At 35.9% G+C, this 13,363-nt stretch carries 15 protein-coding genes; 1 reads left to right on the top strand and 14 read right to left on the bottom strand.

Features of this window, described 5'->3' with window-relative positions; translation table 11 throughout:
• Nucleotides 1–48: 48 nt before the first annotated feature.
• The 8 genes from J7S27_02530 to J7S27_02495 form a co-directional block, all read right to left on the bottom strand.
• Entirely contained in the window at nt 49–1,026 is a 978-nt protein-coding gene (locus tag J7S27_02530) for an alpha-ketoacid dehydrogenase subunit beta (GenBank protein QTU83414.1), read from the bottom strand.
• 2 nt (nt 1,027–1,028) lie between these two features.
• Nucleotides 1,029–2,138, bottom strand: coding sequence for a pyruvate dehydrogenase (acetyl-transferring) E1 component subunit alpha (gene pdhA / locus J7S27_02525; protein ID QTU83413.1), 1,110 nt, complete (start codon nt 2,136–2,138; stop codon nt 1,029–1,031).
• 257 nt (nt 2,139–2,395) lie between these two features.
• Nucleotides 2,396–4,465 carry a DNA internalization-related competence protein ComEC/Rec2 gene (locus tag J7S27_02520; GenBank protein QTU83412.1) on the bottom strand — a complete coding sequence of 690 codons (2,070 nt, stop codon included), beginning with the start codon at nt 4,463–4,465 and terminating at the stop codon, nt 2,396–2,398.
• The gene (locus tag J7S27_02515; GenBank protein ID QTU83411.1) at nt 4,462–5,049 is read right to left on the bottom strand and encodes a helix-hairpin-helix domain-containing protein; all 588 of its coding nucleotides are present in this window, start codon (nt 5,047–5,049) and stop codon (nt 4,462–4,464) included. The genes J7S27_02520 and J7S27_02515 overlap by 4 nt, the downstream gene beginning before the upstream one ends.
• 342 nt (nt 5,050–5,391) lie before the next feature.
• Nucleotides 5,392–6,915, bottom strand: a complete 1,524-nt coding sequence (locus tag J7S27_02510) for a DUF853 family protein (protein ID QTU83410.1) — start codon at nt 6,913–6,915, stop codon at nt 5,392–5,394.
• A gap of 108 nt (nt 6,916–7,023) precedes the next feature.
• Nucleotides 7,024–7,254, bottom strand: coding sequence for a YkuJ family protein (locus J7S27_02505; protein ID QTU83409.1), 231 nt, complete (start codon nt 7,252–7,254; stop codon nt 7,024–7,026).
• A 74-nt stretch (nt 7,255–7,328) separates the two neighbouring features.
• Complete coding sequence (locus J7S27_02500; GenBank protein ID QTU83408.1) at nt 7,329–8,198, bottom strand: NAD(P)-dependent oxidoreductase; 870 nt, start codon at nt 8,196–8,198, stop codon at nt 7,329–7,331.
• A 35-nt stretch (nt 8,199–8,233) separates the two neighbouring features.
• Entirely contained in the window at nt 8,234–9,553 is a 1,320-nt protein-coding gene (locus J7S27_02495; GenBank protein QTU83407.1) for an HlyC/CorC family transporter, read from the bottom strand.
• A 151-nt stretch (nt 9,554–9,704) separates the two neighbouring features.
• On the opposite strand from J7S27_02495, the gene J7S27_02490 reads away from it, so the two are divergent.
• Nucleotides 9,705–10,868 (top strand): aminotransferase class I/II-fold pyridoxal phosphate-dependent enzyme, encoded by a 1,164-nt coding sequence (locus J7S27_02490; protein ID QTU83406.1) that lies wholly within the window; start codon nt 9,705–9,707, stop codon nt 10,866–10,868.
• Between the two features lie 112 nt (nt 10,869–10,980).
• Here the strand turns inward: J7S27_02490 and J7S27_02485 are convergent, their stop codons facing one another.
• From J7S27_02485 to J7S27_02460, 6 genes are all read right to left on the bottom strand, one after another.
• Nucleotides 10,981–11,268: a hypothetical protein gene (locus tag J7S27_02485; protein QTU83405.1), complete on the bottom strand. Its 288-nt coding sequence runs from the start codon at nt 11,266–11,268 to the stop codon at nt 10,981–10,983.
• Entirely contained in the window at nt 11,268–11,471 is a 204-nt protein-coding gene (locus J7S27_02480; protein QTU83404.1) for a hypothetical protein, read from the bottom strand. Before J7S27_02480 ends, J7S27_02485 begins: the two co-directional genes overlap by 1 nt.
• Nucleotides 11,472–11,776: 305 nt before the next feature.
• Nucleotides 11,777–11,983, bottom strand: a complete 207-nt coding sequence (locus J7S27_02475) for a hypothetical protein (protein ID QTU83403.1) — start codon at nt 11,981–11,983, stop codon at nt 11,777–11,779.
• A 2-nt stretch (nt 11,984–11,985) separates the two neighbouring features.
• Nucleotides 11,986–12,141: a hypothetical protein gene (locus tag J7S27_02470; protein QTU83402.1), complete on the bottom strand. Its 156-nt coding sequence runs from the start codon at nt 12,139–12,141 to the stop codon at nt 11,986–11,988.
• A 146-nt stretch (nt 12,142–12,287) separates the two neighbouring features.
• Nucleotides 12,288–12,737 carry a transcription antitermination factor NusB gene (gene nusB, locus J7S27_02465; GenBank protein ID QTU83401.1) on the bottom strand — a complete coding sequence of 150 codons (450 nt, stop codon included), beginning with the start codon at nt 12,735–12,737 and terminating at the stop codon, nt 12,288–12,290.
• Nucleotides 12,730–13,092, bottom strand: a complete 363-nt coding sequence (locus J7S27_02460) for an Asp23/Gls24 family envelope stress response protein (protein ID QTU83400.1) — start codon at nt 13,090–13,092, stop codon at nt 12,730–12,732. The genes nusB and J7S27_02460 overlap by 8 nt, the downstream gene beginning before the upstream one ends.
• Nucleotides 13,093–13,363: the final 271 nt, after the last annotated feature.

Here is a 13,363-nt window from a genome sequence, read left to right as displayed (position 1 = left end):
TTTTTCTCGCCGTATCAAACAACGAGAAAAACATCTTATGTCACTCAATTAGAAGTTGTAAACTTCACGTACTTTGTTTTCAATGTCTTTAGCATTTGGTGTCCAGTCATGTTCTGCCATACCGAATGGGAACACTGTATCTGGAGCGGCAACACGACCGATTGGTGCTTCTAAATGTAAAATAGCACGTTCTGCTAATTCTGACATCACTAATGAACCAATACCTGCTTGACGTTGTGCTTCTTGCGCTACAACAACGCGACCAGTTTTCTTAACTGATGCTAAAATTGTATCTAAATCTAATGGTACGATTGTACGTAAGTCAACGACTTCAACAGAGATACCTTCTTTTTCTAATACTTCAGCTGCTTTTAATGCTTCATGAACCATTAAACCGTAAGAAATAACTGTTACATCGTTACCTTCTTTTGCAACCGCAGCAACACCTAAAGGAACAGTGTATGCTTCTTCAGGAACTTCTGCACGGAATGAACGGTATAATTTCATGTGCTCTAAGTACAATACTGGGTCGTTATCACGAATTGATGAAATCAATAAACCTTTTGCATCGTATGGGTTACTTGCCATAACCACTTTTATACCTGGTGTTTGTGCAAATAAACCTTCTAAGTTATCTGAGTGTAATTCTGGTGTATGTACTCCACCACCGTATGGTGCACGGAAAGTAATTGGCATTGCCCATGTACCACCTGTACGGTAACGGTAACGTGCTGCTTGAGATACTACAGAGTCAAATGCTTCAAAAATGAAAGCAAAGAATTGGATTTCTGGTACTGGACGGAAGCCTTCTAAAGCTAAACCAACCGCTAAACCACCGATACCTGATTCTGCTAAAGGTGTATTGAATACACGTTCTTCACCGAATTCAGCTTGTAAGTCTTGAGTTGCACGGAAAACCCCACCGTTTAAACCAACGTCCTCACCAAAGATTAATACATCTGGGTCACGACGTAATTCACATGCTAAAGCGTCTGTAATCGCTTGAATAACTGTTTTTTGTGCCATGATTATTTATTCTCCTTTGCTTCAAAGATAGCAATTTGCTCTTGCATTTCACGTGTTGGTGTTTCAAACATGTTACGTAAGAAATCAGAAACTTTTTGTTTTGGTTCTTTATCTGCCAATTGTAAAGCTTCTTTAATTTCTTCTTTAGCACGTTCGATCACTTCTTCTTCTTTTTCTAAAGACCATAAGCCTTTTCCTTCTAAGAATTTACGGAAACGAATTAATGGATCTTTTGCTTGCCACTCATCTTGAACACCTTCTGGTTGGTAACGTGTTGGGTCATCACCAGATAATGTATGTGGTCCAAAACGGTAACATAATGTTTCAATTAAAACTGGACCATTTCCAGCAACTGCATATTCACGTGCTTTTTTCGTTACAGCGTAAACGGCTAAAATATCCATACCATCAACAACGATACCTGGAATACCTGCTGCTACAGCTTTTTGTGCTAATGTTTCAGCTTTTGATTGTAATTCACGGGGTGTTGAGATTGCCCAACCGTTGTTTTGGATGAAGAATAACGCAGGTGCGTTGAATGCACCAGCAAAGTTAATCCCTTCATAGAAGTCACCTTGTGATGAACCACCGTCACCAGTATATGTAATAGCAACTGCTTTACGTCCGCGTTTTTTAATACCTAACGCAACACCTGCTGCTTGTACATATTGCGCACCGATGATGATTTGTGGTGGAACAGCTTTTAAGCCGTTTTCGTACACGTTACCTGCAACGTGACCACGTGACCATAAGAATGCTTTATGTAAAGGTAAACCGTGTTTAATTAATTGTGGTACGTCACGGTATCCTGGTAATAAGAAGTCTTCTTTTTCTGTTGCTGCAATAGAACCTAATTGAGATGCTTCTTGACCAGCTGTTGGTGCGTAGAAACCTAAACGTCCTTGTCTATTTAATGCCGTTGAGCGTTCATGTAAAATACGAGACCATACCATATCTTCCATTAAACCAACTAATTGTTCGTCAGTTAAGTCTGGCATTAAATCAGGTCTAACAACCTTCCCTTTCTCGTCGATAATTTGAACCATGGAGAAATTAGTGTTTTTTGGGTTTAATAACTCATCAATAGTTACACCAGCTTTTTTTGCTACCATGTTTTCATTCCTCTCTTTATGTTTGATTTTTTAGAGTAAAACACATTTTTAAACTGTAATAGTGTTTTTCATCTCCCCAATAATTTATCATGTATTTTAAATAATAGCAAGTTTTATTGCTATCACTTTGAATGAATTGACATTATAACGTTTTCTATCTATCTCTTGTTTGTAAGTTTGTAACTTCATTTTCTGAAAAAACTGTTATAAAACAAAAATAAACTGTACTATTTTCACGCGAAAACTGTACTACTGTTTTAGTCAGATAAAAACCCTGTCCATTTACCAAATTCAAATACCACACTACCTTGTTGATCTGTGCGATAAATCGTACACTCACTTAATCGTTCAAGCACTTCTTTGTTTGGATGCCCGTATCGATTATTTTTTCCCGCAGAAATTAAGGCAATTTTTGGTTTTAAGCGTTCAAGAAAAGCTTGTCCTGTTGATGTTTTTGAACCATGGTGCCCTACTTTTAATACATCTACCGTTAAATTAGGATATAGTTGCAACAATTCTTCTTCATTTTTAACGATCGCGTCTCCGGTAAATAAGAGTGACTGGTGATCAATGACGGTATAAATAATGAGTGAATCTTCGTTTTTTCCTTTACCCGCTTTCAATGGGTACAATACATTTAATATAATATCTCCAATTTTTAATGTTTGTCCGCCGGTAATTGCCATATCACCATCAATCGATGCGCCTTTTCCAAAAATAATGTGTTCAACAAAAAAATTTTTCTTAACCGCATCTAAATTACCGCAATGATCGATATCGGCATGGGAAAGAATGACGGCATCAATTTTTTGTATGCCAAACCCTTTTAACATAGGTGCTACTTTTCGATCAAATTGACTTACTTGCTTCATTTCTCGCCACTTTTCTTTTTGAAAATACAGTTGCCCGCCGGTATCTATTAACACCGTTTTATACCCTTTTTGAATTAAAAAACTATCTCCTTGCCCAACATCAATCATCACAATTCGTGTGACTGGTTTAGGAACGACTAAAAAGAATGCCAAAATCATTAAACCCACTCGCACGTACCGTTTTAAACCACTCCATTTTACAGCCATAATGATACCCATCGTAAACAGGAGAATATAGACGACATCATGGTATCGTCCGGTGTTTAACGTGAATGCGTGTCCATTTGACATCATCACAAATACGTTTTCTAGGGATTGCAACAGACTGTTTAGTCCATTTAATAATGGAAAATGCCACGATAACACCCCACAAAAAATACCAAACAAAAGACTTGGTAAAATCATGTAATTTAAAGCGAACATCACTACGGGAATGAAGACGTAACTGGCGTAAAAAAATTGATAATAATGTCCGGAGAGCACGAGCGCGATGTAAAGCGGAATAATGACGTTAGCTTTTTCGAATCGGCGGAGTAAACTTGTGCCAAAACTGAGTTGAAAGGCTAATGTGTAAATGATGTACGGATTGAGAACAATATAAAGGCACACAATCCAATCGAACCATTTTTGAAATCCCGTTTGCCAAAACACTTTCCATACAGCCAATTTATGCGGGGCAAACGTGATAAACAAAGCGCTCAGCGCAATACTTAATTTTTGTGTCGTGCTTTTCGTGATACCAATTCGATGACACAAACGGCGAAAAACTTGTAACACATACTGAATATGAAATCCTGACAAACTCAATAACCACAATACGCCTAATTGCTCTAACCCACTTTGCATGTCGACATCCCATTGACCGCCAAAAAACAACACATTTATCCAACGATACAACGTGCTAGGCACATTTTTCAAAATATGCGACTGCAATACCGCGATAAAATTAGACTGCGTATCCACGATGTTAATGGTTTGTATGTGCAATTGATAAAATTGGCGTTTTTGCTGATAGGCATACCGTTTATAATCAAATAAATACGGGCTTCTAGCAGGTTCAATTTCTTGGAGTTGCCCTGTCACGTTCACTTTTAAGTCAGATACATTTTGTTGATAAAACTGTTGTTCACGTTCACTAGATAGTCGGTAATTGCCTGTTACCACTTCACCATCAATCATTAAAGATAGTCGTAAAGCATCTCCATTTACGGAAATATCACGCGCATTCACAGTCGCTTGAAATTGATGCTGTTGTTTATCCAGACGACTCTGTTTTGGCATCACGACAAAAGATAAACTAATGAATACACACACGATGATGTGTTGATACTTACCTTTTGGTAGTTTCAGCAATCGAACACACCATAATAACGCCAACAGTAGACAATACCACTGACAATACGACCACGTCCAAACCGTCAAAATAGCCGTTACAATTAACAATACCGTATTCATCGTACAATCACTTCGTTTTTAAGCGCATTAAGCAGTTTTTCTGATATGCCTTTAATCTCTTTTAATTCATCAATGGACGTAAACTTTCTTTTACTGTTCCGAAGCTGGATGATGGCATTCGCCTTACTCTCTCCAATCCCTTTTAATGCCATCAACTCCTCTTTCGTCGCCGTATTGAGATTCACTTTGCTATTTTCTAAATTGTTATTTTCAGCAACTTCATTTTTATGTGGCACATAGATTACCATTTCATCACTAACGACTTTCGCCAAATTCACCCGTTGTTCATCTGCACTCTCTAAAAATCCGCCCGCTAACGCCACAACATCTTTCACTCTCGCGTTTGATGACACTTCATATACACCACCACGAACAACCGCCCCTTTAATATCCACCATTATCTTTTGTGTGTTGTGTTGGTCTGATACCTGCATAGTAGACGACACGTCCTGTTGTAAAGACTCGGTTTGTATTGATTGTGTACCTTGATTTTTGAATACAAAGATAGTCACTACAATAAGGCACAACGCAATGTAATGTGCGTACTTTTTAACAAATGTCAAAATCATCTCTTTTATTATCATTCAATTCACCCCTTTATATAATTTAGACGAAAATCTACTCTTTTTCACAAAAAGCATTCGCTTTCATACAAATGATATGCGTTAACACATTTAAGCATTGAATAAATTAGTAAGGTTTATATCATTTTTAAGATAGCTCATCTATTTATTTTTGAAGAACTGTTTAACAAAGCGTCAACGCTTGAATAATTTTTTCAAAAGTTATCAATTTTCATTTGATAGCTACGCAAAAAGGACGCTAGCTTTTCAACTAACGTCCTTAAACTTTTTATGTTCGTTTTTTTAATATAGCTTTACCGCTTAATAATCTGTGTATTTCACATTTTACAGTGAATGCATACATTATTTTTTGCCACTAAACATACCTAAAATACCACGTGTAATGACACGTCCAACTTCACGACCAACACTACCCATAATGTTTTTAGTTAATTTATCGACTGGCGTTTCTGTTCGACGAGTTGCCGCTTGACGAACTTCACGTTCCGCTTGTTTTTGTGCCTGTGCTTGTTGTTTTTCAAGTTCTTTTTGTTGTTTTTCAAATTCTTTTTGTTCTTGTAACGCTCTTTCTTCTTGCTCACGTTGCGCTTCCATTTGTGCATTAAGTGCATTCAACTGTTCATGAGCTGATTCACGATCAATGGCATCAGCATATTTATCGTAAAATTCAGATTGATTTATAATTTGTTGTTTTTCCAATGCATCAAGTGGTGAAAAACTACTTTCTGGCGGATAAATTTTGACCACATCTGCCACTGTGGGTGTTCCAGAATCATCTAAAAATGATACGATAGCTTCCCCTACTTCTAATTGCGTCAATCGCTGCGTTAAATTTTGTTCAGGTGTTTGACGGAACGTTTCAGCTACGGCATTTACTGTTTTTTGTTCTTTTGGCGTAAACGCACGTAACCCGTGTTGAATACGATTTCCCAATTGACTACCAATTTTATCTGGAATATCCGTTGGATTTTGCGTTACAAAGAAAATGCTAATACCTTTTGAACGAATTAAACGTATAATCAACTCTATTTTTTCTAACACTTCGGATGAAGTATGATTAAACAAGACATGCGCTTCATCAAAGAAAAATACCATCTTCGGTGCAGGTAAGTCGCCAACTTCAGGCATTTTTTCATATAGTTCTGACAAGAACCATAGTAAAAACGCCGCATATAATTTAGGGTTTAAAAACAATTTTTCGCTGGCTAGTACATTAATGACACCATATCCATTAGCGTCTTGTTTGAAAAGATCATCAATTTCAAATGATGGCTCTCCAAAAAATTGATTACCACCTTGTTGTTCAAGCACTAATAAACTTCTTAAAATTGCACCTACTGATTGTACCGTAATATTGCCGTACAATTCACGTAACTCATCTGCACGTGCAGCAACATAATTTAACATTGCGCGTAAATCTTTTAAATCGATAAGCAATAATTGTTCATCATCAGCCAATTTAAATGCAATATTTAAAATGCCTTCTTGTGTTTCGTTCAATCCAAGCAATTGTGATAAAATAATTGGACCCATTTCAGATACTGTGATACGTACAGGAATACCGTCCGTACCATAAACATCCCACAACGCAATCGGAAATGCACGCGTTTCATAATCTTCTAGTCCTAGCGCATTCACACGTTGTGCAATCTTTTCATTCACTTCACCTTTTTTAGCCGCACTCGATAAATCCCCTTTAATATCGGATAAAAACACCGGAATACCGCTTTTACTTAATTGCTCTGCAATCACTTTCAACGTTACCGTTTTTCCTGTTCCTGTTGCACCAGCAATAATACCGTGGCGATTCATTTTACTCGCTTTTAAAGTTGCCAGATTATCCCCTTTACCAATAACAAATTCCATTTTACATTTCTCCATTCCCTAGGATTTTATACGCTAATCATACAATAAAAAAAGAACGTTTTCAATCAATCAAAAAAACCAGAATAAAGCATTCCGGTCTTTTTAACATTATCCATTTAATAAATCGTAAACTTCAATCGTTACTAAATCAATATCATCAAATTGGTATTTTTGACGTGTTTGTGTTTCTTCTAATTCAAAATTGCCACTTTCTTGATCGTATCGGACAACACATTTTTCTACACCGTCTTTTTCAAAACGACGCACTTCCATTTCACCAGAATCTTCTTTCATTGCTTCTAAACGACGTACAATTGCTACTAATTGTGATGGCTTCATAATATATCTCCTTACTTTTTCATTCCATTTAAAAATGTCCTAAAAAATATTTTAACAGAAAATTAACACCCTGCCTACTCTTTCGTATACACTTTAATTAACGATTGCGTCCCATTATCACCAAAACCAGCGGCTAAAAGCGCATGATATAGGCGTTCTGCTTGTTGTGTAGCCGGTAATTCAATCCCTAATTTTTTTGATTCTTCTAATGCTATTCTTAAATCTTTCACAAAATGTTTAACATAAAACCCTGCCGCAAAGTCATCATTTAATATTCTTGGTCCATAATTTGATAGCGACCAATTTCCTGCACTGCCTGCTCCAACAGTTTCCAATACGTCTTTAGCATTTAATCCAGCGGCTTTAGCATATACAAGTAGCTCTGTCATACCAGTCATTGTCCCGGCAATCATAATTTGATTTGCCATTTTAGTGTGCTGACCTGCTCCCGCATTGCCTTGTCGCTTCACTTTACTTGAAAACACATTTAAAATTGGTAACACCGCTTCAAACGCGCTTTGGCTAGACCCTACCATTGTCGTTAACATACCGTTTTTTGCACCAGTATCACCACCAGAAACGGGTGCATCCATTGCAAACGCTCCTCTACTTTGCGCATAATCAGCAATACGTTGCGCTAATGTCGGTGTACTTGTTGTTAAATCAATTAAATATTTTCCAGTAACATCTTGAGAAAAAATACCATTTGTTTCATCAAAATAAACATTTTCAACATCACTCGGATAACCGACCATTGTCAAAATGACATCTGCTTTTTGTGTCACGTCTGCAGGTGAAGCGCACCATTGCGCCCCTTTTTCAATACATTCTATTGCTTTTACTTTTGTACGTGTGTAAACAAAAACAGTGTAGTGTTCATTTAATAAATGTTTAACAATCGAGTTGCCCATCACACCTAATCCAATAAAGCCAATTTTTTTCATAGTTCCTCCTAAAAAACAAACCATAAAGCAATGCTCTATGGTTTGATAATATAATCTTCTTCAAAAACAACGTTTAAACTGCGAATACGTCCGTTATCAACATGTTTTGGTTGTAAGAAAAATCCGTGTTCTTCGACGCGAATATTTTGTTCATCGTCTTCAGGCAAGTACCCTAATTTTTCTAAAATGTATCCGGCAATCGTATCACTTTCTTCTGATTCAAGATTTGTTTTGAAAATATCGTTGAATTTTTCAATCGTCATAATGCCTTCAACATTATAGGCACGATTAGACAATTTCTGATAAATTTTAGATTCTTCATCAGACTCATCTTCAATATCACCAACAATTTCCTCGATTAAATCTTCCATTGTGACGATTCCTTCAACACCACCGTACTCATCTTTTAAAATGGCCATGTGTTGATGTTCTTTTTTAAAGGTAACCAGCAAGTCGTCAATGTATAACGTTGACGGAACAAATAGCGCTTCATTCATCAACTCACGAAAATCAACATTTTCAAATCCATACTTTTTGGCATGCTGTAAAACACTTTTAACATGTAGCACACCAATGATATTATCTTTATCTTCTTCGTATATTGGAATTCGTGAAAATGAACTGTCTAAAAGTTCGTCCCAAATTTCTGCAGATGTATCTTCAATGTCTATCATAAACGTATCCACACGTGGCACCATGACTTCACGTGCTAATTTTGTATCGAGAGATAGTACCCCTTGCAACATCGTAAACTCATCTAAATCAATGGCACCATCATTACGTGAATTATCCAATAGTGCCTTCATCTCATTACGCGTTAATTTTTGTTCTTCATTTGTAAATTCAATTGGCGTTATTTTTTTCAATAATCCAGTTGAAAATGACAATAGGCGCACAAATGGTTTAAATAGCGTTTGTGTAATAATGACAAAATTCGCCGTCGCTAACGCTATTTTTTCAGGCATTTGTAATGCAACTTGTTTAGGATATAACTCACCGACAACTAATGTAAAATAAGATAATACTAATGTCACTACCGCAACAGATAACGTTACGCCAACACCACCTAACCAACGAACTAAAAACGGCTCAATCATACTTGTAAATGTTAAAGCTGCCGATCCACTGGATAAAAAGCCGGCAAAAGTAATGATAACTTGAATTGTCGCCAAGAAATCATCAGAATTATCGAGCAACAACAATACTTTTTTAGCTTTTACGTTGCCATCTGCTTCCATTTGTTTAATTTTCATTACATTTAAAGATACATACGCTAACTCCGTAGCAGAAAATAATGCATTAATTGCCGTTAAGACAAGGATTAGCAGTATCTGGGCGGGTAAACCGTCATTCATTATTGACTTTCCTTCTTTCCTTATATAGATACAAAAATTACTACTCCTATTTTATCAAAAATATAACCAGAAAAGCAAGATACATATCTTTTAATTGCAATACATCCTATTTTCAGTAAAATAAAAGTATTATTTCATGGGAGGATTAGATATGACACGTACATTTAATCGTGCCGTTACGGCAATTGGTATTTCTGCAATCCGTGAGTTTGATGCAAGAGTGAGTAACATACCCGGAATCATTAAATTGACACTTGGTGAACCAAACTTCAATACACCTGAACACATTAAACAAGTTGCTATTAAGGCAATTGAAAATAATCACTCTCATTACGAACACATGGCTGGAATTTTTCCACTACGTCAAGCCGCAGCAAAATATTATAACGAGAAATTTAATTTGACTTATTCCCCACAGCAAGTTATCACAACAGTTGGTGCAACTGAAGGGATTTTAGCATCTTTAATGACCGTTTTAAATCCGGGTGAAAAAGTGATTATTCCAACGCCGATTTTTCCACCCTATATCACAGACACAACACTTGTAGGTGGAGAGCCAATTTTAATAGATACAAGTCAGTCAAACTATTTATTAGATCCATCTGTTTTAGAAGATATTTTATCCAAAGATGTGGATCACTTGATTAAGGCGGTTATTCTTGTTTTTCCAAGTAATCCAACTGGAGCGACATATACTAGAGAACATTTAATCAAATTGGCTGAAGTGATTAAAAAATATGATATTTGGGCAATTTGCGATGAGATATACGCTGAATTGATGTACGATAGAGAGCATACGTCAATGGGAGAAATTTTACCAGAGCATACGATTTTATTAACAGGATTATCAAAATCACACGCCATGACAGGTTGGCGAATCGGTTTTATTATGGGACCACTACACTTTATTGATGAAGTGATTAAACCACATCAATTCATGGTCACTACTCCAACTGTAATCAGTCAGCATGCTGCCCTTCAAGCATTAACATACGGTCAAGACGACTGTTCACAAATGATGGTAGACTATCGTAAACGTCGCGACTTTATGAAGGAAGCACTACAAACTGCTGGATTTACGATTGTTCAACCCGATGGTGCGTTTTATCTTTTTGCCAAAATTCCAGAACAGTGCATTCAAAATTCATGGGACTTTGCTTATGATTTAGCTAAAATGGCTAAAGTCGCCGTTATTCCTGGAGATGCGTTCGGACCAGGAGGGTCTAGTCACATTCGCATTAGTTACGCAGCATCGATGGACGACTTACAAGAAGCGGCTAACCGCATTCAAGAGTATGTTAATGCACTAAAATAAAATATATTGCTTTTGGGGTTGATGGCACAAGTCATCAACCTTATTTGACATAGAGCCCAAAGTTTTATGACGTTAGCATGTTTTGGGCAAATAAAAAAGCACCTAGATTACTCTAAGCGCTTGGTTTCCGAGACTTAAAAAAGTCTTTCCAATATGGATTTTCTTCATCAAAAATTCTAACTTCTTCCTCGGTCAAATTATGAGGATAGTCGGCAAACAGATTATAAATTTTCTTTTTGTTAAAACTAAACAAGTGCTCTCCAACAACACCTAACTTATCTATCCACCAAACCTTAGATTTTTCGTTTTCTTTGTAAAAATCACTAAAGCCATCAAGACTAGATGGCGAAAAAATCCTTGTCGTTTCTTCTATCCCCACTTGTTCTAGATCCTTCAACATTACTTTTCTCCCCTTTCATGATAAGTATGAACTAGATGGGCTCCTGTTTTTCCATAGTGAATCGTAAAACCATTTATACCATTTCCTGTATAGTAATCCCTACCGATATCTAAATCAACAGGTAAGTCAATTAACTTAAAATTTAACTCATTCTTACCTTTATTACGCCTGAATTTTGAAGTCTGCTTATATTGACTGTACAATTTGTCAAAACCAACGGCATCACAAAAGTAACTCTCGTTTTCCCTGCCGTCGACGGAATATGAAGAGTTTGTTTTTCAGGATTAATTTTATCCAGCCAAGTACCATCCACTTCACTAGTTGCTGAATCTTTTAAGGTCAAAGTGATGTACGAATAGCGCCTTCCCCGTACAACGTAGGGGATACCGCATACATTTCAGTGAGCCGTACATCACTTTGTGACTTAACATCTGCTAAATCACTATCTTTATGCGTCATTAACCCTATTTGATATAGAACAAAAAAAGCACCTAGATTGACAAAGTGCTTATACTAATTCAATTGATTTAATTTCAGATTCATTGAATCCAACATACAGATGCTGTGCTGTTTTTATAGTGATTTCATCGTACAACTCTTTCTCTGTATCCAACTTTCCTGTATACGTATTACAATAACCTTCAAGGATTGTATCATCAATAAAAGTTACCTTAATATTTTTCCCAAGAAAATCATGTAAACTATTCCAATTCATGACTATCTCCTTTCTTTAGGTACAATATATACTCTTTTTGATGAGTGGTGAATTTTTAATATATTAGTTTCAGTTGCACCAAATTGACTCGCAGCTACACCAATCGGGAAATCTAATTCTATAATCTCTTTATTAGTTCTTCTACCTTTCCAGTCCACTTCAATTCTTCCTGTTGCAACCTACTTATTAAATAATGATTGTACATCACTTTGTGACTTAACATCTGCTAAATCACTATCTTTATGGACCATCCCCCCCTATTTGATATATAGCAAAAAAGCAACCGATCGGTTGCTTTTCATCATTATACTTCTTCTTTTTTTAACAAATTAGATAATACACCGTTAATGAATTTCGGAGATTTATCATCACTATATCGTTTTGCGATTTCAATAGCTTCGTTAATGGCAACTTTTTTTGGAACACTTTCATCGGATACATAAAACATTTCATATATTGCAAGTCTTAAAATAGCTAAATCTATTTTTGTAATACGTGTAAAATTCCAATTTTCCAATTGTCGCTGAATGCGTTCATCAATTTCAATTTTCAATTCATTTAATGACTCAATCGTTTCAATTAACGTTTCCACGTCTGCAACTTGAAAATCATGGTCGTTATCTGAACTATCGTTATAATTAACTGCCGTTAATACTGCTTGTTCCACACTTTGAGCGTCATCCATACTTAACGAAAATAGTGACTGAATTATTTTTTCTCGTCGTGTACGACGGTTAAATGTTACTTTAGCCAATGTATTCACCTTTTTCTGATACTAAATGATCGATATATACATTAACTTCTTTAATTTCAATATTACACATAAATAATATTTGTTCTTTAATGCGGTCTTGGATTAATTTAGCAACTTTAGGAATTTCAACGCCGTAATATACCGCTACGTGTATATCAACAATAAATTCGCCTAACTCATTTAAATCTAACTCAACACCTTTAGACACTAATGATTTTAAACTATTTGATTTTTTATATCCTTGAATACTATGAACTTGTTTTACTTTTGATGCTGCAATACCAGCAATCAATTCTATCGCTTGGGGTGAAATTTCAATATTACCGAACACTTCTTGATTATGTGTTTTTTCCATATTTACATCTCCTAACTAAAATATTCTCATCTATACTATACCATTTTATACACTGTTTTAACAGTTTTTTAGAAAAATTCATTAAAACATTTTTCAGCTTCTATAAAAGCATTGGCTATATCATTTTTAAAGTTACGCGTATCATCTTGAATCTTTATTTTTACGAGTCACCAACTTTATTGAACAGAAAACATCAAATAAAACAGTTGTGACTTACCATCTCTAAATCACTATTGTTTTATAAGTTGCCAACCCTATTTGATATTACGCC

The sequence above is a fragment of the Carnobacteriaceae bacterium zg-C25 genome (assembly GCA_017945845.1).
In the GTDB taxonomy this organism is placed as follows: domain Bacteria; phylum Bacillota; class Bacilli; order Lactobacillales; family Aerococcaceae; genus WM01.
The sequence above is the reverse complement of the archived record's forward strand: the minus strand, read 5'-3'. Positions and strand labels throughout refer to the sequence as shown.

Excerpts from the sequence above, each read along its gene's own strand:
- J7S27_02530 (QTU83414.1), bottom strand. The coding sequence starts at position 1,026 with ATGGCACAAAAAACAGTTATTCAAGCGATTACAGACGCTTTAGCATGT.
- pdhA (QTU83413.1), bottom strand. The coding sequence starts at position 2,138 with ATGGTAGCAAAAAAAGCTGGTGTAACTATTGATGAGTTATTAAACCCA.
- J7S27_02520 (QTU83412.1), bottom strand. The coding sequence starts at position 4,465 with ATGAATACGGTATTGTTAATTGTAACGGCTATTTTGACGGTTTGGACG.
- J7S27_02515 (QTU83411.1), bottom strand. The coding sequence starts at position 5,049 with ATGATAATAAAAGAGATGATTTTGACATTTGTTAAAAAGTACGCACAT.
- J7S27_02510 (QTU83410.1), bottom strand. The coding sequence starts at position 6,915 with ATGGAATTTGTTATTGGTAAAGGGGATAATCTGGCAACTTTAAAAGCG.
- J7S27_02505 (QTU83409.1), bottom strand. The coding sequence starts at position 7,254 with ATGAAGCCATCACAATTAGTAGCAATTGTACGTCGTTTAGAAGCAATG.
- J7S27_02500 (QTU83408.1), bottom strand. The coding sequence starts at position 8,198 with ATGAAAAAAATTGGCTTTATTGGATTAGGTGTGATGGGCAACTCGATT.
- J7S27_02495 (QTU83407.1), bottom strand. The coding sequence starts at position 9,553 with ATGAATGACGGTTTACCCGCCCAGATACTGCTAATCCTTGTCTTAACG.
- J7S27_02490 (QTU83406.1), top strand. The coding sequence starts at position 9,705 with ATGACACGTACATTTAATCGTGCCGTTACGGCAATTGGTATTTCTGCA.
- J7S27_02485 (QTU83405.1), bottom strand. The coding sequence starts at position 11,268 with ATGTTGAAGGATCTAGAACAAGTGGGGATAGAAGAAACGACAAGGATT.
- J7S27_02475 (QTU83403.1), bottom strand. The coding sequence starts at position 11,983 with ATGAATTGGAATAGTTTACATGATTTTCTTGGGAAAAATATTAAGGTA.
- J7S27_02460 (QTU83400.1), bottom strand. The coding sequence starts at position 13,092 with ATGGAAAAAACACATAATCAAGAAGTGTTCGGTAATATTGAAATTTCA.